20 protein-coding genes are annotated in these 21,384 nt (G+C 31.6%); 8 read left to right on the plus strand and 12 right to left on the minus strand.

The window, feature by feature from the left end:
* Positions 1 to 56 precede the first annotated feature (56 nt).
* From AC1Q5Z_RS06685 to AC1Q5Z_RS06700, 4 genes are all read right to left on the minus strand, one after another.
* Positions 57 to 719 (minus strand): HAD family hydrolase, encoded by a 663-nt coding sequence (locus AC1Q5Z_RS06685; RefSeq protein WP_343586916.1) that lies wholly within the window; start codon positions 717 to 719, stop codon positions 57 to 59.
* Between the two features lie 188 nt (positions 720 to 907).
* Positions 908 to 1,621, minus strand: a complete 714-nt coding sequence (locus tag AC1Q5Z_RS06690) for a tRNA threonylcarbamoyladenosine dehydratase (RefSeq protein WP_343586939.1) — start codon at positions 1,619 to 1,621, stop codon at positions 908 to 910.
* Between the two features lie 165 nt (positions 1,622 to 1,786).
* Positions 1,787 to 2,434, minus strand: coding sequence for a TatD family hydrolase (locus AC1Q5Z_RS06695; RefSeq protein ID WP_492444104.1), 648 nt, complete (start codon positions 2,432 to 2,434; stop codon positions 1,787 to 1,789).
* A complete protein-coding gene (locus tag AC1Q5Z_RS06700; protein ID WP_492444105.1) occupies positions 2,435 to 3,034 on the minus strand; it encodes a DUF1684 domain-containing protein in 600 nt (199 codons plus the stop codon).
* 99 nt (positions 3,035 to 3,133) lie between these two features.
* On the opposite strand from AC1Q5Z_RS06700, the gene AC1Q5Z_RS06705 reads away from it, so the two are divergent.
* The 7 genes from AC1Q5Z_RS06705 to AC1Q5Z_RS06735 all read left to right on the plus strand — a co-directional run bounded on the left by AC1Q5Z_RS06705 (position 3,134) and on the right by AC1Q5Z_RS06735 (position 9,939).
* The gene (locus tag AC1Q5Z_RS06705) at positions 3,134 to 4,351 is read left to right on the plus strand and encodes an MDR family MFS transporter (RefSeq protein WP_286968610.1); all 1,218 of its coding nucleotides are present in this window, start codon (positions 3,134 to 3,136) and stop codon (positions 4,349 to 4,351) included.
* Positions 4,352 to 4,519: 168 nt separating this feature from the next.
* Entirely contained in the window at positions 4,520 to 4,888 is a 369-nt protein-coding gene (locus tag AC1Q5Z_RS06710; protein ID WP_095931146.1) for a BlaI/MecI/CopY family transcriptional regulator, read from the plus strand.
* Positions 4,889 to 4,894: 6 nt separating this feature from the next.
* On the plus strand, positions 4,895 to 6,514 hold the full coding sequence (locus AC1Q5Z_RS06715; protein ID WP_343586925.1) for a M56 family metallopeptidase: 1,620 nt from the start codon (positions 4,895 to 4,897) through the stop codon (positions 6,512 to 6,514).
* Positions 6,515 to 6,544: 30 nt separating this feature from the next.
* On the plus strand, positions 6,545 to 6,913 hold the full coding sequence (locus tag AC1Q5Z_RS06720) for a BlaI/MecI/CopY family transcriptional regulator (protein WP_278021604.1): 369 nt from the start codon (positions 6,545 to 6,547) through the stop codon (positions 6,911 to 6,913).
* A gap of 11 nt (positions 6,914 to 6,924) precedes the next feature.
* The gene (locus AC1Q5Z_RS06725) at positions 6,925 to 8,766 is read left to right on the plus strand and encodes a M56 family metallopeptidase (RefSeq protein ID WP_492444106.1); all 1,842 of its coding nucleotides are present in this window, start codon (positions 6,925 to 6,927) and stop codon (positions 8,764 to 8,766) included.
* A gap of 121 nt (positions 8,767 to 8,887) precedes the next feature.
* Positions 8,888 to 9,031, plus strand: coding sequence for an SsrA-binding protein (locus AC1Q5Z_RS06730; protein ID WP_111368963.1), 144 nt, complete (start codon positions 8,888 to 8,890; stop codon positions 9,029 to 9,031).
* 62 nt (positions 9,032 to 9,093) lie between these two features.
* Positions 9,094 to 9,939 carry an EamA family transporter gene (locus AC1Q5Z_RS06735; RefSeq protein WP_198855561.1) on the plus strand — a complete coding sequence of 282 codons (846 nt, stop codon included), beginning with the start codon at positions 9,094 to 9,096 and terminating at the stop codon, positions 9,937 to 9,939.
* Between the two features lie 63 nt (positions 9,940 to 10,002).
* On the opposite strand, the gene AC1Q5Z_RS06740 is transcribed toward AC1Q5Z_RS06735, so the two are convergent.
* Positions 10,003 to 10,557 carry a fasciclin domain-containing protein gene (locus AC1Q5Z_RS06740; RefSeq protein WP_198855560.1) on the minus strand — a complete coding sequence of 185 codons (555 nt, stop codon included), beginning with the start codon at positions 10,555 to 10,557 and terminating at the stop codon, positions 10,003 to 10,005.
* A 203-nt stretch (positions 10,558 to 10,760) separates the two neighbouring features.
* Here AC1Q5Z_RS06740 and AC1Q5Z_RS06745 point away from each other — a divergent pair, with 203 nt between their 5' ends.
* Positions 10,761 to 11,288 carry an ExbD/TolR family protein gene (locus AC1Q5Z_RS06745; RefSeq protein ID WP_492444107.1) on the plus strand — a complete coding sequence of 176 codons (528 nt, stop codon included), beginning with the start codon at positions 10,761 to 10,763 and terminating at the stop codon, positions 11,286 to 11,288.
* Positions 11,289 to 11,382: 94 nt separating this feature from the next.
* Here AC1Q5Z_RS06745 and AC1Q5Z_RS06750 read toward each other — a convergent pair whose 3' ends face one another.
* The 7 genes from AC1Q5Z_RS06750 to porQ form a co-directional block, all read right to left on the minus strand.
* Positions 11,383 to 14,145, minus strand: coding sequence for a DUF7619 domain-containing protein (locus AC1Q5Z_RS06750; protein ID WP_343586934.1), 2,763 nt, complete (start codon positions 14,143 to 14,145; stop codon positions 11,383 to 11,385).
* A 123-nt stretch (positions 14,146 to 14,268) separates the two neighbouring features.
* On the minus strand, positions 14,269 to 16,047 hold the full coding sequence (gene rpsA / locus AC1Q5Z_RS06755) for a 30S ribosomal protein S1 (protein ID WP_198855558.1): 1,779 nt from the start codon (positions 16,045 to 16,047) through the stop codon (positions 14,269 to 14,271).
* A gap of 355 nt (positions 16,048 to 16,402) precedes the next feature.
* Positions 16,403 to 17,146, minus strand: coding sequence for a hypothetical protein (locus AC1Q5Z_RS06760; protein ID WP_492444108.1), 744 nt, complete (start codon positions 17,144 to 17,146; stop codon positions 16,403 to 16,405).
* 58 nt (positions 17,147 to 17,204) lie between these two features.
* Entirely contained in the window at positions 17,205 to 17,675 is a 471-nt protein-coding gene (locus AC1Q5Z_RS06765; protein WP_343589958.1) for a hypothetical protein, read from the minus strand.
* A gap of 347 nt (positions 17,676 to 18,022) precedes the next feature.
* Positions 18,023 to 19,399, minus strand: a complete 1,377-nt coding sequence (locus tag AC1Q5Z_RS06770; protein WP_492444109.1) for a nucleoside permease — start codon at positions 19,397 to 19,399, stop codon at positions 18,023 to 18,025.
* A gap of 68 nt (positions 19,400 to 19,467) precedes the next feature.
* A complete protein-coding gene (cmk, locus tag AC1Q5Z_RS06775; protein ID WP_198855554.1) occupies positions 19,468 to 20,160 on the minus strand; it encodes a (d)CMP kinase in 693 nt (230 codons plus the stop codon).
* Positions 20,161 to 20,316: 156 nt separating this feature from the next.
* Positions 20,317 to 21,336, minus strand: a complete 1,020-nt coding sequence (gene porQ, locus AC1Q5Z_RS06780; protein WP_492444110.1) for a type IX secretion system protein PorQ — start codon at positions 21,334 to 21,336, stop codon at positions 20,317 to 20,319.
* Positions 21,337 to 21,384 lie beyond the last annotated feature (48 nt).

Raw genomic sequence — 21,384 nt, forward strand, 5'->3', positions numbered from 1 at the left:
ATTTTTATTCAAATTTACAAATTCAATCAGGGAACAAATGTTAAATTTTCTATAATTCAACCCTTTAGCTGTGATATTTTTTCAGCATTTAGTTCATTAAAATGTTCGATAACTAAATCAGCTTCAGACAAATCTTGAAGATGCGAATGCTCGCTGTTATATCCTATACAGTAAATTCCCGCGCCTTTTGCCGCTTTTATACCATTGGTACTGTCTTCAATAATGATACATTCTTCTTTTGGCGCAACAGAAAGTGAAGCTGCATGAATAAAGATTGCTGGATTTGGTTTTGACTGAGGAAAATCTTCTCCACTTACAATATGTGTAAAGTACTGATGTAAATTGAATCTTGTAAAAACACGATCAATTGTTACTTTTGAAGCCGAAGAAGCTAAAATCAACTGTATACCATTGTTATACAAATCTTTAATTAGATCTTCAACACCATCCAAAAGATGCAAATCTTCCTTAGTATCAAAAGCATCATTAAAAATGGTTCTTTTTCTCTGAATTAAATCTTCCACCTCCTGCTCTACACTTGGAAAATAACTTTTTAAAGTTTGAAATGTGTTTCTAGTAGAAAATCCTGTAAATGTGGTATACATTTCTTCAGGAACTTCGATATTCAATTCTGAAAATTGTAAATAATAGGCATAACGATGAACAGGCTCTGTATCAACAATTACGCCATCCATATCAAAAATTACTGTTTTAATCATTTTTTTTAAGTTTCTGAGATTCTGAGATACTAAGATTCTAAGGTTTCTCTTTTTTGTATTTGACTTTGTCAAAGTTTTAAACCTTGACAAAGCTTGCTTTAAGTTCTATTTATAAGATCTAAAAAATTAAGATTCACTCTACCAGCCACAAAAAACTTAGCACCTTAGAATCTTAGCATCTTAGAACCTTATTTTTTAAGCAAATATCTAATCACTGTTTCTGCAGCGTGCAAACCAAATAATCCAGGCATATAGCTGTTTGTTCCGTAGAATGATTTTTTGAAGTTTTTCCCGTCTGTTAGTTTTAAGCTCTTATCGTCTTGAATTTCAGAAGAGAAAACTACTTTAAGTTTATTAATTTTCACTTCTTTTAAACGCTTACGGATTGTTTTAGAAAAATAGCAATTTATAGTTTTTGAAATATCAGCTACTTTTACTTTAGAAGCCAACATTTTTCCGCCAGCCCCCATGCTGCTAATGATTTTTACTCTTTTGCGCTTTGCAGCAATAATTAGATTTAATTTTGGAGTAATGCTGTCAATACAGTCCAAAACATAATCAAATTCTGGAGAAACAATCTCAAAAGCGCGTTCTGGAGAAAGAAATTCTTGAACACGAGTTAGATTTAATTCTGGATTAATATCCATTAAACGATCACCTACAATTTTAATTTTTGGCTGACCAACTGTTGAATGCAAAGCTGGCAATTGACGATTGATATTAGTAATATCTACAACGTCTCCATCTACAATTGTCATATTTCCTACACCTGCCCTTGCTAAAAATTCTGCTGCAAAAGATCCAACACCTCCTAATCCAACGACTAAGATATTAGATTTTTGTAAATTTTCTAATCCTTCTTTAGTAAACAAAAGCTCAGCTCTTTCTGTCCATTCTGCCATATATTCTTTTTTGTTGATTTTTATTTTTTGTTTCAAGTTTAATGTTTCTAGTTTTTCCCTGTTGTCAGGCTGAGCGAAGTCGAAGCCCTGTTCTAATTGGAATGCCCTTCGACTATGCTCAGGGTGACAAACTTTGAACACAAAACTATTTACTTTTTATTCTTTTTATTGTTTAAATATCTTTCTATAATTACTTGAAATAACTTCTTCTAATTCTATTAAATTTAACTCTTTATACTCAGCAGCCAATTCGTATACTTGCTGAATCGATTCTTCAATAGTATCCGTTTCTAAGAAAAAACGATCGTTTGGAACGTTTTGAAAAACCGATTTCAAATCTGGATTCTTTAACAAATACTTTCCAAATGAAAGAAAAAAACCGGCAGCAATTAATTGTTCTGCCAATTGATTATTCTTTGAGAAACCATGAATAATCAATGGAACTGTCACTTTCCTTTTTTTCTTGATAGCCATTACTTCCTGATAAGCCGCAACACAATGAATAACAATTGGTTTTCTGTATTTTTCTGCTAATTCTAACTGTTTCTCAAAAACTGAAACTTGTAAATCAAAAGGAACCTCAATTTTTTTGTCTAAACCACATTCGCCAATTGCCAAGCAATTTTGAGTTTGTAATTTTGCTTCTATAATTTTCAAATCTTCAACAATTCGACTTTCGTCAATATACCAAGGATGAATTCCAATAGAATAAAATGGAATTTCACCATCAAAATATTTTGGATACTGATTAACCAGTTCTAAGACATTAGATTGATTGGTAAATTGATGAGTATGAAAATTAAAATATTCCATTTAATGAAAAGCTTTTACTCCTGCTTTAATTTCGATTTTTAAATCATTTTCCTGTGGTACAAGCGGACAAGAATACTTATAATTATAAGCGCAATACGGATTATAAGCTTGATTAAAATCGATTGCTATCGTATTTCCTTTTGGAACTTCTAAGTCGATGTAACGACCGCCAATATAACTTTGTTTCCCGCTTGTTAAATCTGAAAAAGGCAAGAAAAGATGGTTTTTATATTGCTCCTGAACCAAAAGTTCTAAACTCTGATAAACTGCAAGCTGAAAAGCTTTTCCGTTTATTTTAAAGTTTAAAGTTCCGTATTTAATATATTTAGGAGTACGCGTTCCAGAAGTTTTCATTTCAAAAACTTTTCCGCCTTTTGCTTTTACTAAAGTAGCATTCACAAAATAAGTTTCAGAAATTGGAAAAAAATCTAAGCTTTTAAAAGTTTTTAAATCTTCAGCCATCAACGGACTCGTCTTAGGATCAGCATATTCTGCATTGATTTTCTTTTGGAATTTTTGAGCATCGGCTTTATTGAACTTTTTTTGAGCAAAGCTAAAATTAAATACCAACAATAAAGCTAGGGCGTTTATAGTTTTCATCTGAGAAATTTTCTGCAAAAATAGTTCAAAAGTAACAAAACAACAACCACTTAACGAGACAAAGTTTGCTAACTTTGTGACGATAATTTATCACATAAAATGCTTAAAACCGCACTAACTCATTACATTAACAACTTTCGAGGTTTCACCAGAGAAGTTTGGATCCTTGCCATCATCACTTTTATTAACCGCGCTGGAACAATGGTTCTTCCTTTTTTATCTAAATATTTAAAGGAAGATCTTCATTTTACATACAATCAAGTCGGATGGATTATGGTTGCTTTTGGATTAGGATCAATGTTGGGTTCTTGGCTTGGAGGCAAATTATCAGACAAAATTGGTTTTTATAAAATCATGATTTTCAGTTTATTTACCAGTGGAGTCTCTCTTTTTTTTGTGCAATTTATTACCACTTTCTGGTCACTTTGTGCTGCAATGTTTGTTCTTATGACAATTGCAGATATGTTTCGTCCTGCTATGTTTGTATCTCTTGGCGCTTATGCAAAACCAGAAAACCGTACTCGTGCACTAACACTTGTACGTCTTGCTGTAAATTTAGGTTTTGCCGCAGGACCAGCTCTTGGAGGTTTAATTATTATGGGAATGGGTTATTCTGGTCTTTTCTGGGTTGATGGAGCTTCTTGTATTGTTTCCATTTCCATTTTTGCTTTATTAGTAAAAGAAAAGAAAAAAGTTACCCACGATGATAAAGAAGAAAGTGCTGCAGATATAAAATCTGTTTTTCATGATAAAATTTTCTGGGTTTTCTTATTTGTAAGCTTCATTACAGCAATGATTTTCTTCCAGCTATTTACTACTCTACCTTTATATCATAATGAAAAGTTTGGTCTAAGTGAGTTTCAAACGGGCTTATTAATGACTTTAAACGGATTATTGATTTTTACTCTCGAAATGCCAACTGTTGGATTCTTAGAACGAAAAGCTTTTCCAAAAATCAGAATTATTATTGTAGGATCTTTTGTAATGGCTAGTAGTTTCTTTTTATTATTAATTAATTTCTGGGCAGGAATTTTGGTTGTAAGTATGGTATGTATTTCTATTGGTGAAGTTCTTACTTTTCCATTTTCTAATGCTTTTGCTTTAAGTCGTGCTCCTCGCGGACAAGAAGGCAGATACATGGCGCTATACACTATGAGTTTTAGTCTAGCTCATATTATTAGTTCTAAACTTGGGTTTGAAATTATTACCCGATTTGGTTATCAAATCAACTGGTTATTCATGGCATGTATTGGCGTTGTTGCAACTGGCTGCTGCATCTGGATTAAGAATGCTCTAGTCAACGAGAAGATTTCTTAAAAACAACTTTTAACTTTTTAAATCCTTATAATTCAATTTATTACTATTAAATTTGAATGGTCTTTCTGCGCTCAAAACCGAAAGCAAACTTAATTTTTAGTTAAATAACTATTTTTATAGTTGTGTAACTAGAAAAATAGTTGTAAGTTTGAATTAAAATTAGAGAAGATGCAGAAGTTAACAAACAAAGAAGAAGAAATCATGATGATTTTATGGAAGCTTAAAAAAGCTTTTGTAAAAGAAATTCAGGCAGAAATCACCGAAGATCAGCCCCATTACAATACATTGTCGACAATTGTTCGTAATCTGGAAGAAAAAGGATATGTTGGACATAACGCTTTTGGAAATACACATCAATACTTTCCAATTGTAGCAATTGAAGATTACAGAAAAGGATTTATGAAAACCGCAATTGATAATTACTTTAATAGTTCTTACAAAAGCATGGTTTCCTTTTTTGCCAAAGAAGAAAAAATTTCGGCAGATGAATTACGTGAGATTTTATCAATGATTGAAAATAAAAACGAAAAAAAATAATCGGTTATGGAAGCAGTTTTCATTTACATCGCAAAATCAAGCAGTTTAATGCTTATGTTTTATTGCGCTTATTACTTTTTACTTCGCAAAGAAACATTTTTTAATAGCAACAGATGGTTTCTGTTATCTGGTTTGATTGTCTCAATAATTTTACCATTATTGACTTACACGAAAGTAATTTGGATTGATGCTACTCCCGATTTAAACACAAATATTCAATCAACATTATTAAACGTTACTCAAAATAAATCTGCAGAATTTAATTGGAATTATATTATTCTAGGATTATACGGTATTGGTTTTCTAATCTTTACAACAAAACTAGCAATTGACTTTTATAGTTTGAATGCTATTATAAAAGGAAAAAAAATCAAACAGCAAGCCGATTTTAAATTTGTAGATATAAACGAAAACATCGCGCCTTTCTCCTATTTCGAATATATTGTGTACAACTCATCACTGTACACTGCTTCAGAATTAGAAAGTATTTTGGAACATGAAAAAGTTCATAGCGATCAAAATCATACTCTTGATGTATTGATTTCTAGAATCTTCAGCATTATTTTCTGGTTCAATCCGATTGTATGGCTTTACAAAAAAGCAATTAGCCAAAACTTAGAATTTATTGCTGATAGTGAAGCTTCTAAAAAACTTACAGACAAAAAAGCGTATCAATACACTCTTTTAAAAATAACAACGCACGAAAATTGTGTTGCAATCACCAATCATTTTTATCAATCATTAATCAAAAAACGAATAGTCATGTTAAACAAAAATCAATCAAAAAAGAGGAATTCATGGAAGTATTATACCGTAATTCCTGCCTTGGCTGCTTTTGTACTTTTATTTCAGGTAGAAGTAGTTGCAAAAGAAAGACAGCAAAATTTAGAAATAGTTTCGAACGAAATTAAATCGGTGAATATTTTCAAAATCACAAAAAAAACAACCGACACCGAGTTTAAAGATCTAAAAAAGGATTTAAAATCAACTTACAACATTGATTTAGAAGTTTCTGACATCAAAAGAAACTCAGAAAATCAATTAACATCTCTTAAAGTTGATGTAGTCTATGGAACACAAAAATCTCAATCTATACAAAGTGGAGATGAAGCCATCAAAGATTTTGGAATCCTTGTAATCTTAAATAAAAACGGCACTATAAAAGCTGGTATAAAAACTTTTGAAGAAAAAACCGCTACAAGTAAGAAAGTAAGCGTAAATGACAAAAAAAATAAAGCTTCTAAAACTGCGGTAACCAAAAATTTAACTTCTAATTCAGAAACCAATGTTAACACTAATTCTAATACTAGCACAAAAACTAGTAGCAATACTAACTCATCTACTAGTAGCACTACTGTAATTGTTGACAAAGACAATAATACTAAAGTGATAACAACAACTGATGCAGGTACAACTGTTGCTGTTTCAAATGCTGCAAAAACTAATGTAAAAACAAGTTCGCCACTTATAATTCTAGACGGAATAGATATGTCTTCTGATTTTGATATGAATAGTCTTCCGCCTAGCAGCATTAAATCGGTAAAGGTTTATAGAAGTCTTGATGCTGTAGCTCTTTTTGGTGAAAAAGGTGAAAATGGCATAGTCGAAATTAAAACTAAGAAATAAAGACGTTTTAATCTTTTAAATAATTACGAAATGCAAAAACTGACCAATAAAGAAGAAGAAATCATGCATATCTTATGGAAGCTTAAAAAAGCTTTCGTGAAAGAGATTCAAGCAGAGATTTTAGAAGATCAGCCTCATTATAACACTTTATCTACCATTGTTCGCAATCTGGAAGAAAAGGGTTATGTTGCACACAATGCTTTCGGAAATACACATCAGTATTATCCAGCAGTAAGCATAGAAGATTATAGAAAGGGTTTCATGAGCACTGCAATAGATAATTATTTTAATAGCTCATACAAAAGCATGGTTTCTTTTTTTGCTAAAGAAGAAAAAATTTCGGCAGATGAATTACGTGAAATCTTAAACATGATCGAAAATCCAACAGAAGGCAAATAATAAAAACAGTTATGGAAGCACTTTTCATTTTTATACTAAAATCGAGCGGGTTATTAGCAATGTTTTATTTTGCTTACATTTTTTTACTTCGCAAAGAAACTTTTTTCAACAGTAGCCGCTGGTTTTTAATCGCTGGATTAATTACTTCTGTAATATTGCCTTTTGTAGTATACACGAAAGTAATTTGGGTTGAAGCACCACCTGTCCCAACACCAGATCCAATAATCACAACTACGACAACGGATGTAAAAAACATTCCAGTTTCTAATAGCAATGTAGCTGCATACCAAGATCACTACTCGCCTACAAATGTATCTGTTATTGAAGAAGAAAATTTTGAAATCAACTGGAGTTTGGTTTTGGCAGTAGTTTACGGAATGGGTTTTCTAGCTTTTATGATCAAGTTTGCACTCGACTTTTACAGTCTGAATTCTGTTCTAAAAGGAAAAAAAATTGAACAGCAGGAAGATTTTAAATTTATAGATGTAAATGAAAATATAGCTCCTTTCTCTTATTTTGATTACATAGTATATAACTCATCACTATATACTTCAGCAGAATTAGAAAGCATTTTAGAACATGAAAAAGTGCATAGCGATCAAAAGCACACTATAGACGTTTTGATTTCGAGAATCTTTTGCATACTATTTTGGTTTAACCCAATTATATGGCTTTATAAAAAAGCCATCTTACAAAACCTTGAATTCATTGCAGACAGTGAGGCTTCTAAAAAAATTGCCGACAAAAAAGCGTATCAATATACGCTATTAAAAATAACGACGCATGAAACTTGCGTTGCAATCACCAATCATTTTTATCAATCATTAATCAAAAAACGAATTGTCATGTTAAACAAAAATCAATCAAACAAAAGAAATTACTGGAAGTATTCGGCAGTAATTCCGGCTCTTGGTGCGTTTGTCCTTTTATTTCAAATAAAGACCATTGCACAAGAAAAGAAACAAACCGAAACTCCGACAATCCAAAGAGACACAGTAAAAGATGCTGAAGAAACAATCAAAATCACTAAAAATACTACTGACAAAGAATTAAATGAATTGCCTGGGAAATTAAAGTCAAACCATAATCTTGACGTCGAAATTTCGGATGTAAAAAGAAATACAAAAGAAGAATTGACTGCAATTCAAATCAAAGTAAAATCAGATTCTGGAAAAAAACAAACTATCAAAATCGATGGTGACGACGCTATTAAAGACTGTGAACTAGCTATTGGAACAGACGAGAATGGAGCAAAATCTATCAATATTAATACTGATAGAAATCTTAGAATGCCAATAATAATCAGAAACGAAAGAGTTGTGGTTCGCAATCATGCAGATTCTGATGTTGTGGCACCAGTACCTCCAACTCCACCAACATTTCCTGGCGGACCAATTCCTCCTGCTCCACCAATTGATATGTCAAAAATGCCAAAACCTCCAGTTGCACCTAAAAATCCAACAGACAAAATAGCAATGGCTAAATTTGAAAAAGACATGGAAGCTTTCGGAAAACAAATGGAAGCATTTGAGCCACAATTGAAAGCTTACGAAAAACAAATTGAATCTATCATGTCACAACGAGCAGAGGTGTACGAAAAAGAAATGGCGAAATACGAAATAGCAATGGAAAAATTCAATGCTAACATGGAAAAATTCAGCTATGACTTTAAGTTTGATTTTGGAGATGACTCTAAAGACTACGAAAGTAACATGAAGCAATATGAGCAAGACATGAAACAGTATGAGCTTGATATGAAACAACATGCAAAAGATATGAAGCAACATGCTAAGGACATGAAACAACATGCAAAAGACATGAAGGAAATGGAAAAGCAGAATAAAAAAGCTTAATCTAGATGAGGCGATGAAAATCTGATTCTCAAAATTTAAATACTTTTACATTTTACTACCCAAAAGACTTTGTTTCAATCACAAAGTCTTTTTTTTTTATCTTTACCAAAACAAATCTACTATGTATAAATTATTAGCTAAACTAAATAAACTACTTTTGCCGAGCTTTACCAAACAAGGTCTAGATATTTCTAAGGCTAAGAAATGGCAAATGGCTATTATTGGTTATCGCGCCTATGTTACAAAAAAAGCATTAGGCAATTAATTTAGAATACATTTTATTTATCCGACAGAAATATACTCATTTATAATTCTGTCCTATTTTTTATGAAAAACAGAGAAATCAGCCTTCCTCCTGTTCCAGCAGTATTATTAGCTATTATTAGTGTGCAATGTGGGGCTGCAATTGCCAAAACACTATTTCCTACAATCGGCGCAGCTGGCACAGCATCTATGCGTATTGGTATTTCAGCATTAATTTTATTATTGGCTTATAGACCAAATCTAAAAGCGATAACACTCCAACAGTGGAAAATTGTAATTCCGTATGGTTTGTCTTTAGGAGCCATGAATTTAATTTTTTATATCGCAATAGAAAAGATTCCAATCGGTTTAGCCGTGACTTTAGAATTTGTTGGTCCGTTATTGCTTGCTATAGCAGGTTCAAAACGTTTAGTTGATTATTGTTGGGTTATGCTGGCAGCAATTGGCATCTTACTTATCGCTCCTTGGACAAACGATCGATTAGATCCTATTGGAATTATATGTGCGCTTTTAGCTGGAGCTTTCTGGAGTGCCTATATTGTTTTGGGAGGAAAAATTTCAAAAATAATGAATGACGGTTACGCCGTTTCAACAGGAATGCTATTTGCGGCACTTTTAGTCCTGCCATTTGGCTTTCTAGAAAGCGGATTAGATAATCTTACGCCAAAGCTATTCGGAATGGGTGTTGCACTTGCTCTTTTATCTAGTGCGATTCCATTCACTTTAGAAATGAAAGCTTTAGGAAAACTTCCTCCACGTACTTTTAGTATTTTAATGAGCTTAGAGCCAGCAGCGGCTTCTATTTGCGCATTTATATTTCTTCATGAAAATTTAAGTTTTCATGAAATTCTTGCTGTAGTTTGTGTTGTTGTAGCCTCTGCAGGAGCAACATTAACAGCTAAAAAATAAAAAAAGCCCCGTAATAATTACAGGGCCTTTTCATTGTAGGAAATCTAATTCTGGAGATTTTTATTAATTTTTAGGTAGTAATACTGCATCAACTACGTGAATTACACCATTTGATTGATTCACATCTGCAATTGTTACTTTAGCTTTATTACCGTTTTCGTCAGTAATATATAAATCTTTGCCTTTCATCCATGCAGTAAGAGTTCCGCCACTTACTGTTTTAATCGTTGCTTTACCTTTTCCGTCTTTTATTGCTTTTGCGATATCAGCAGAACTCCACTTTCCAGAAGCAACGTGATAGGTTAAGATTGTTTGTAATTTCTTTTTATTTTCTGGTTTTAATAAAGTTTCAACTGTTCCTTTTGGCAATTTATCAAAAGCTTCGTTTGTTGGAGCAAAAACTGTAAATGGTCCTTTTCCTTCTAAAGTTGTAACTAAATCGGCAGCTTTTACTGCGGCTACTAATGTTGTGTGATCTTTTGAATTAACGGCATTTTCAATTATATTTTTATTTGGGTACATCGCTGCACCGCCAACCATAACTGATTTTTGTGCAAAAGATGTAAATCCGAATGCTAAAGCTAAAACTGCAGTGGCTAAAAATTTTCTAGTTTTCATAATTATTAATTTTTAAGTTATAATGTCATTTACGGCTAATAATTCCTTTTGGTTTTAAGAAAATTTAAAATAATTAAAAAGAATATTGAAAAATTCTCAATTCACACTGATTAATAGGCCTTTAATGCTATATTTTTCTTTTTTTAATCTGATGTTTTTGGCATTCTTTTTCTTTTTAAATTTAAATTCAAAACCAATTGATCATGAAAAACCTACCTCGAAAAGTCAGAAGTAAAAAGCTAAGTTCAAGAGTTGATTTAACTGCAATGGTTAGTGTCTCTTTTTTGCTAATTATATTTTTTATGGTCACAATAGAATTGCGAAAAAACAAAGCTATGTATCTATGTCTACCAGATTATGACGCATATACATGTGGGTGGACAGGTGGCTGTGGAGAAAATAGATCTTATACAATTTTACTGGGAGATGATAATAAATTAGTGTCTTATATGGGATTACTAGAAGTGCCCCAAGTTGCTCCTAAAAAGTTTGGATACGGAAAGGACGGAATAAGACAAGAGCTTCTAAAACAAAACAAAAACATGCTTAATTATTCTGCGCAATTAGGAAAACCAGGACGAGGAATGGTTGTTATCATAAAACCAAGCAAAAAATCTAACTTTAAAAATCTAGTTGATATATTAGATGAAATGGCAATTGCAGATATAAGTACATATGCAATTGTAAATGATTTTACGCCAGAGGAATCTAAGTTATTAGCTTTAAAATAAAAAAAAATCATTTTCAACTGTGCTCGAACTGACAAAAGAAACAAACCTCAAACTTGAAACAAAAAAAGTCCCACAATATTGTGGGACTTTCTATTTAAATCTTAATGAATTTCATACTTGAACTTCCTTTATCTGATTTTACTCTTATAAAGTAATTACCCGTTTTCAGTTTAGAAATATCAATATTTGAAGTTGTTTTTGCATTTGGAATGGCTATAATTAGTTGTCCCAAAATATCATAAATCTCAAAGGATTGTATATTAATATTCTCATTTTGAGAAATATTTAAAATTTGATCTGATGGATTTGGATATAAAACGAAATATCTCGAAAAATCAAAATCCTGAGTGGTCAAAGTGCTTTTAAATGTTGAAGTTGCAGTATTGGTTAAAATTGGAAAATTATAATCGAAGTAAATATTTGCTTCGTTTGTAAAAGAATCTCCCACAATAAGTGTTGGTTTGGTTTTAATTTTAAAGGCTACATAACCGTCATTATTAGCATCATCAAAAGAAAGATTAATATTTTCAAAAATAAATTCCACCTTATTTCCCTCAGAAATTTTAGTTACAAAAGGATGGCTAGAACTTATTGGAATTAATGTTTTTATATCAAACTTAGTCAAATCAATCACATCAGTAACTACAACATTTCGAGCATAGTATGTGCCTAAATTTTCAAAACGAATCTTATAGTGAACATATTCTCCTATTAAATCTGGTGTAATAATTGAGCCTTCTAAGCAAGTCTTATCGTTTGGGTCGAAAGAACCGAAAACAGTTTGATTTAACAAAAATGTATTATCTGTTGGATTCACATCATTATTAACAGACTCAACTATAGCGTTAAACTTTAGTATATCACCAATATTAACACCTGGTCTGTCTGTTGGTCTATTTAAATAAAGTTTTAATGAAATTTCTTTGCTCTCAAAAGGTTTTAAATTCGTAAAGTTCCATTTCAACTCACCAATAGATTGAGATAAAGGAGCTATACTGGATGAAAGATAATGTAAAATAGTACCATCAAATTTAATACTAACAGAACCGCTCTCTATCGTATTTCCTTTGTTTGTAAATTTAACAATATAATCAGTATCAAAACCACCGACAGCTGCATTTAGCGGAATTAATATTATTTCTAAGTCAGTTACGTTTCCAATAGGAGTTATACAAAAATTTTGTTTTAAAGGACTAATATCATTCGGAAAAGAAACACTTATTTCTTTTGGTGATATATCAAAAAAATCAGGACGCTCTAAAACTGGCACAATTTTATAATTTCCTGCCTGAAGATCAATTGATGCCACTTTTGAACTATTAGAAACTAATACTCCTGAATTTAGATTTCCTACTATATTATATTTTATATCATAAATACTATCATCATTTAGATCACAGCCATCACGCCCCACATCAAATTTATTAAAAGCTTGAATTGTATAAAAATTCCCTCCCGGTTTGAAAGAGCAATAAGTATTCAAATTAACTTTTGGTAAACCATTATTTTGTATATAATGTTCTATGTATTCAAAATCGAAATCATCAGCACAAATATATTTTAGATTTGGGTTGCCGTAAAAACTAAAAATTGAATACAGTTTTAGAGTTTCCTTTACGCCATTTTTAACAAATAGATAAATTAAATTATTGTTAGTACATTGAATTTCAAGAATATTTTTTGCGTCATTTAAGTTTAATTCTTCAATCTTATTATTATTGCAATTAAGTATATTAACCATAGAGAGCCCCTTTAAATCTAATTCTGTTATCTGATTATTATAACAAGAAATTGTGGCAATATTTAAAGCAGACTTAACATTGAGGCTCGTAAGTTTATTTACACCGCAATACAATGTCTCTAATTTCGATGATCTACTTAAATCTAATGATGAAAGATTATTTGTGTCGCAATTTAAAAATTTTAGTTCTTTGAAATTGCTCACATTCAAATCTGAAAGAACATTATTACCGCAAGAGAGCCATTCCAACTGATCGGCACCCGAAATATTTAATTTAGGCAATCTATTATAAAAACATTCTAATTTTTTTAAACTCGGTAAGTTGCTAATATTTAAATTTTCAAGTTTACCCCATCTGCACATGATGTTTTCTAACTTAATCATGTTGTTCAAATCTAAATTCAGAAGATTAGTATAATCACATTGCAATTCAGTTAAGCTATCCAAACCACTTAAAACCAAACTAATAAGAGGAGTATTACTACAGTCTAAAATAGAAAGTTTTTTAAAATCTACAATATTTAATGTTGTGAATAAATTGTAATTACATCTTAAAGATTCCAAATTAGACAGACCTGTTAAATCTAAATTCGTAAGCCTATTTCCGTTACAATTTAAATTCCTAAGATTAATTAATGTGCTTAAATCTATATTGACAACCTTACACCCATTAAGATCCAGATTTCTAAGATTTACTAAACCATTTAAATTTATTGAAGTTAATTTTTGATTACCACTAAATACTACAGATTCTAATTTTTCTAAACCTTGTAAGTCAGGAGCTGTAAGTGAACCATTGTCAATGGTTATACTCTTTAGATTTTTAAAATTCAAGATACCTACCAAATTAGAAATCCTATTCGCAACTATATTTTCTGAAAGATAAAGAAGACTAACTTGCTCTGCTTCATTTACTTCAATTTCACCGTTTCCATTTATATCAACTTTCATGCGTTTACCATCCAAATCCAAGGCAATAGGACTATATGTCGCAGAAGAAAGTAATTTGGCTTTCAAATTTGCATCAGGAAAATTAATAACCTGTGCATTCAAACCGTTAAAAAAGCATAAAGTCAAAACAAAAAAGTAGAGTTTTTTCATATGTAGTATTTTCATACAAAAATAACTTTTTAACAGAATAACACAACTTTATTTGTTAAAATTTAAAAAAATAAATAAAGTCTAAGCAAAAAAAGTCCCACATTGCTGTGGGACTTTCTATTTATAAAAAACTAAGAATTATTTTTTCTCAGTTTTTTCCATTTTAGCTTTTAATGCAGCTAATACATCATTGTTGTCTCCTAAAGTTGCAGCTGGTGCATTTGTAGTAGAGTTAGATGAAGTATTTTCAGTTGCAGCTTTCACGTTTTTCTCTTCTTCTTCTCTGAAGATAGCAGTGTGAGAAGCAACTACTCTTTTGAATTCTTTGTTGAATTCAATTACTTTGAAATCAGCTGTATCACCTTTTTTCAATTTCTTACCGTCTTCTTTTTCAAGGTGACGAGTAGGAATGAAAGCAACGATATCATCTCCGAATTCTACAGTAGCTCCTTTGTCAACGATTTCAGAAATCTCACCGTTGTGGATAGTTCCTACAGCGAAAGAATCTTCGTATTGATCCCAAGGATTAGCAGTAGTTTGTTTGTGACCTAAAGATAATTTACGTCCTTCAACATCTAATTCTAATACTACAACATCAAGTTTTTCACCAACGTTTACAAACTCAGATGGGTGTTTAATTTTCTTAGTCCAAGAAAGGTCAGAAATGTAGATTAATCCGTCAATTCCTTCTTCTAATTCTACGAAAATACCAAAGTTTGTAAAGTTTCTAACGATACCTGTATGTTTAGAACCTACTGGGTATTTAGAAGTAATGTCAGTCCATGGATCTTGAGACAATTGTTTGATACCTAATGACATCTTACGATCATCTCTATCAAGAGTTAAGATAACTGCTTCAACAACATCTCCAACTTTCACGAAGTCCTGAGCAGAACGTAAGTGAGTTGACCATGACATTTCAGAAACGTGGATTAAACCTTCAACACCTTCAGCAACTTCGATGAAAGCACCGTAATCAGCGATTACAACTACTTTACCTTTAACTTTGTCACCAACAGTTAAGTTAGCATCTAAAGCATCCCATGGGTGAGCGTTTAATTGTTTCAATCCTAATTGAATTCTTGTTTTCTCATCATCGAAATCAAGGATTACAACGTTTAATTTTTGGTCTAATTCAAGAACTTCACTTGGGTGGTTGATTCTACTCCAAGAAAGGTCAGTAATGTGAATTAATCCGTCAACACCACCTAAGTCAATGAACACACCATAAGAAGTAATGTTTTTAACAACACCTTCTAATACTTGTCCTTTTTGTAATTGACCGATGATCTCTTTTTTCTGTACTTCAATATCAGCCTCGATAAGAGCTTTATGAGATACAACAACGTTTTTGAATTCGTGGTTGATTTTTACCACTTTGAATTCCATCATTTTGTTTACATATACATCGTAGTCTCTAATTGGCTTAACGTCAATTTGAGATCCAGGTAAGAACGCTTCGATACCGAATACGTCAACAATCATACCTCCTTTAGTTCTACATTTAACAAAACCGTTAACGATTTCTCCAGTTTCATTAGCTGCAATAACTCTATCCCAAGATTTGATAGTACGTGCTTTTCTGTGAGATAATACTAATTGACCTGTTTTATCCTCACGGATGTCGATTAATACTTCTACTTTGTCACCTACTTTTAAGTTTGGGTTGTAACGAAATTCGTTTAAAGAAATAACACCTTCAGATTTAGCATTGATATCAACGATAACGTCTCTATCTGTAATTCTAACTACAACTCCTTCAACTACTTCTTCTTGATCTGTAGCGATGAAAGTTTTTGATACTAGTTCTTCAAACTCTTGCAAGTTTTTTTCATCTACTGCATCGATTCCTTCTTGGAAGTTGTGCCAGTTAAAATTTGCTAAAAACTCTTCTTGTGATTTTGTTTGTTCAGACATGCTGATAAAAAAATTTGTATTCTGTTTTTCTTGAGTTTCTTTATGCGATAGAAAATACAGAAGTTGTTTTACATAAATGGTTGATTCCTAATGGAAACTCTTCTCTGCCAAAAGGACTGCAAAATTAATATATTTTTTTGTAATTACAAACAGATAAGCAACTTATTATTTATCTAGCAATAATCATGACAACTCATTGCTAACTGCTATATATTCTATAACCTGCAAAATTGAATTAAAATTAAGTTTTCCAAGTAAAATAAAAGTTTTCTTTTCAGGAAAAATTAAATAAAAAATAAACGCTGTAGATTTCAAAAACCTATAACGTTTATATTAAATATAATAGATATTAAATTTAAAAGAAAACAAAAAGCATTACAAACACTGTAACTATAATAACAAGTGCCGTTATAAAAAGAGCTGAATTAATATCTTCTTTTCTTTTTTCATATTCTACGGCAAAAGTATCAGGATTTATATAGTACATACTAAAAGCTTTAGGATGAATTTTTAAGTCAGGTCTAAAGTGCGATAATCCTAACAGCAGACCTCTTACTAACTCAAGTTTGTTTGAATAAAGCATACTAAAAATATGATTCCCGGAAAATGTTTCCTTGTGAGCTTCTATATTTCCGTTTGCCGAAACGAACCAGAAAAACGCTTCGTGACTATATTTACCGCTTCCAACCATTTTTGCAAAAACATCATATCGCAAAAGATCTGAATCAGATGAGGAATTTATTCCTGTTATTTTTCCTTTAAAATTGTCGCTCTTTTCAAAACTATTCCACGATATTGCATTTTCAATTTTATGATTAAATCTATTTACATAATGAATACCGCGATTATCAATAATCGTAGTGGTATGCTTCATCGTTTTTCTTAAGTAAATGGCTTGAAGAACTATAGGAAGAATCAATAAAATGCATATGTAAATCATATTTTGTTCAAAAGGCAGAAAAAACAAAATAAAAAAGAAAACCCCTAAAACCAATAGAAAAGAAATCAACATTAGAAAACCTAAACCATAATTTTTGATTTTAGACGGAGTGGAAGTTACTGAATTAAATGGAGGAAGATTTTTTGTTTGGCTGCTCATAGACGTTAAAAACACTAAAATATTGAAAAAATTGTAATACTAAAAAACTGTTTACTGTTTAGAAAACCAAAAAATATATAATTGTAAAAATCAAGACACAAACTAACCCTGCTATAATTCCAATTTTTCTGCGTTGACTATAATCAATAGTATAACTTTCCTTATCAATATAATGATTACTAAAAATTTCCGGATTTACAGTAATATCTGGTCTGTAATGTGCCAATCCAAGTAAAAAAGTTCTAATCAATTCTAATCGATTTGCATAGAGCATCGCAAAAAAATGTTTACCTAAAAACATTTCACTATGAACTTCTATTTTATTATTTATTAAAACCGGCCAGAAAAACTGGTCAAAAAAAGATTTTGATTGTCGAATATAAGAAACATCAAATTTTGGAGGTTCTAATATATAGGTAACCTTCTCTCTTTTTGCAAAATTACTCCAGCGAATTTCTTTTCTAACCTTGTTATTGAATACATTCAAATAGCGGATTCCTTTTTCGTCAATTATAATTGATGTGTACATCTTTCTTCTAGAATATAGTATCAAGGCTATTATCGCTAGAATAATTAGAGAGAATATACAAAATAAGGCAAGAGTTCCTTTTCATCCAGTCCAGTTTCTTCACGAGAATTTATTGATAAAAAAACGATTCCTCCCAAAAAGAAAAGCGCACAGAATACCCAAAACAAACCAAAAACTGCATTTAAGAAAAGCATTGGTTTTGAACTAACAGGTCTAAAAGGAGGAAGTATTTTTTTTTGCTGATGGTGCATATTAAAAATTAAGAATATTATTTCAAATATACACATAAAGAAAAAAATCCCGTTTTCAATAAATCGAAAACGGGATTTTTTTATAGGTCTAAAATATTAATGACTTAAATTTTCTATCTCTTTTGGGTCATGTTTGTGCTTAAACAAAACAGCAAAAGCAATCGCAATCACCAAAGCATAAAGCGCAAACGAAAGCCAGATAGTGTGCCAGTCTTTCATTAGAACTGGATTTGTAAAAACTCCATCTGTAGAAATTGAATTCCCTTGATTTTTTACAAATTCAGCCATTTTTTCATTAGCGGGATCTGTTTGTAAAAAACCAGCTAATTCTGTTGTATTAGCAAACGATTTTGTAAAGAAACGATCAATTGCCCAACCAGAAGTCAAACTTCCCAAAACAGCTCCTACTCCATTGGTCATCATCATAAATAAACCTTGTGCAGAAGAACGAATTTTAGAATCGGTATTGCTTTCTACGAATAGTGAACCTGAAATATTGAAGAAATCAAATGCCATTCCGTAAACGATACAAGAAAGGATAATCATCCATAAACCATTTATAGGGTCTCCAAAAGCAAATAATCCGAAACGCAGAACCCAAGCTAACATACTAATCAGCATTACTTGTTTGATTCCAAAACGTCTCAAGAAAAACGGAATCGCAAGAATAAACAATGTCTCAGAAACCTGAGAAATTGACATAATAATAGTTGAATATTGAATAACGAAAGAATCGGCATATTTTGGAAAGTGCTTAAACTCATCCAAAAACACATCTCCATAAGCATTTGTCAACTGAAGTGCTCCTCCTAAAAACATAGAAAACACAAAAAACAAAGCCATTTTATAGTTTGCAAACAATTTAAAAGACTCTAAACCAAAAGTTTCTATCCAAGTTGCATTTTCTTTAATCAAACGCTGTGGTTCACATTTTGGCAAAGTAAAAGCGTAAATTCCAAGAATTAAAGCTCCAACTCCTGCAATATAAAATTGATATTCGGTTGCCTTACTTCCGCTTAAATTGGTAATCCACATGGCAACAATAAATCCGATAGTTCCCCAAACACGAATTGGCGGAAAATCCTTTACGATGTTTTTGTTATTTAATTTAAGTGAAGTATAAGATATCGAGTTACTTAAAGCGATTGTTGGCATATAACAGCACATTGCTAAAAGCATTACAACAATAAAAGTATCTGGTGTAGTAACTTGCGCAATTCCGAATAGAACTACCGCGTAAAGAATATGTAGAGCACCGTATAATTTTTCGGCATTAATCCATCTATCGGCAATAATACCTGTAAGTGTAGGCATAAAAAGAGAAGCGATTCCCATGGTTCCAAAAACGAGCCCGAATTGAGTTCCTTCCCACGCTTTTGTGCCAAACCAATAATTTCCAATTGTTATAAGCCAGGCTCCCCAAACAAAAAATTGAAGAAAGCTCATTAAAATCAATCTATTTTTAATCCCCATATAATATATTTGTTCTTTTGTAAAAATGAAGCGGTAAAACTACCATTTAAAATAATATCTGCAAAAAATTATGCTGTTTTAACAACATCATTCACTAATTCCAGAACTGCGGCAAATTGCTCTTCTTTATTTAAGTAAGAATTATCAATCTCAATTGCATCATCTGCGATTACTAAAGGAGAATCTTCACGGTGTGTATCCATATGATCTCTTTCAACTACGTTTTTCAAAACTTCTTCATAAGAAACATTGTCTCCCTTTTGCTGTAATTCATCAAAACGTCTTTGTGCGCGTGTTTCAGCGCTTGCGGTCATAAAAATTTTCAATTCTGCGTTTGGAAAAACTACTGTTCCAATATCTCTTCCATCCATTACAATAGCTTTATTGGCTCCCATTTCTTGCTGTTGTTCTACTAATTTAGCACGAACTTCTGAAACGGCTGCCACTTTACTAACAAAATTAGAAACTTCAATAGTTCGAATTTGTTTCTCTACGTTTTCACCATTTAAATACATTTCTGCAAAACCTAAATCCGAATTAAACTTAAATTCTAATTTAATGCCAGATAAAGCTTCAATCAAAGCTTCTTTCTTGAAAAAATCAGCTCCAATTAAAGTATGTTGCATTGCAAAATAAGCTACAGCGCGGTACATCGCACCTGTATCTACATAAACATATTCTAATTCTTTTGCCAATTGTTTTGCAAGCGTGCTTTTTCCTGTAGATGAAAATCCGTCGATAGCAATGGTAATTTTTTTCAATTTTTTATTTTTTAATTTTTATTCTTTTTATGACTGCTTTATCGCAATAATAGAGATTTCGGCATCAAAGTTATTGCAAATGTAGCCATCTTTATCTGGATATGAAGTATTAAAGTTATTTGTTTTTTTGATTAATAAATGATCAAAAAAGAGCAATTATTGAAAATTTAAGGTTAAACCAAAAAGACTTGTATTTGCCGCTAATGTATATCTTGAATAAGAGTAATTAAACTTCAGTTTATTCATTCTCAAACCAAACCCTAACGAAACTCCCGAAAAGTTACGCTGTTCTTCTACACGCAATTCTTCGCCTCTTCTAAAATTATAACCTACGCGAAAATTGAATGCTTTTTTAGGAAAAAGCTCAACTCCAAAAGCTACGTGCCTTAAAGCGTTGTTTAGAAAAGAGACTTTCTCTGGACTAGTAGATCCGTCGATATTAGTTTCTCCGCGAACAGGATTCGAAAAAGAGATATTCCATTGCTGTATATTTTCTACTGAAAGATGCCAACGAATAGGCACATGCTCTAATTCTTGCGAAATACCCGCAACAATTTCAAACGGAAGATTTTCCTTAATCCCTGAATAAGTAGTAAACTGAGTTCCCATATTTCTAAATACAAGAGCAAAATTCAAATCGTTCCTTTCATCTACATATAAAAACCCCAAATCGACCGCACCTCCTATTGAATTATATGTTTCTAAAGATGAAGTTATAAGCTTAGCACTTGCACCAATGTATAAATCTGTAAAAGGAACGTTGTATGCATATCCAAGCGATAAAGCACCTTCACTTCCTGTAAAATTCGAAGTTGCCTGGCCATTTTCGTCATATCCTTCAAATGTACCATAGTTAACATAAGTAACTCCAGCATAAAAAGTCTGAAGATGCCTATCATAAGTATAAGCATACGATCCAGTACCGTAAGAAGCCTCGCCATAATAACTTCCGTAATTCAACGCTAAATGATTATCCATGTCCGCATTTATAAGAGCAGGATTCGACATGGCTTGATTAACATCATCATCATATATTGTAATAATGTCTCCTCCTAATGCCGCTTGTCTTGGCGAAGTAGTTAAGTTTAAAAATTGATAAGTGTAGCGCCCTCCAACTTGTCCGAAAGAACACGAACAGATTAAGATTAGAAAAAATAAAACAACTTTTTTGAGCATTTGTTTTTGTCGCACTATATGGGAATAACGCAAGTGCAAATATAAAAT

This window comes from Flavobacterium sp. GW823-FHT06G12, from assembly GCF_058794775.1.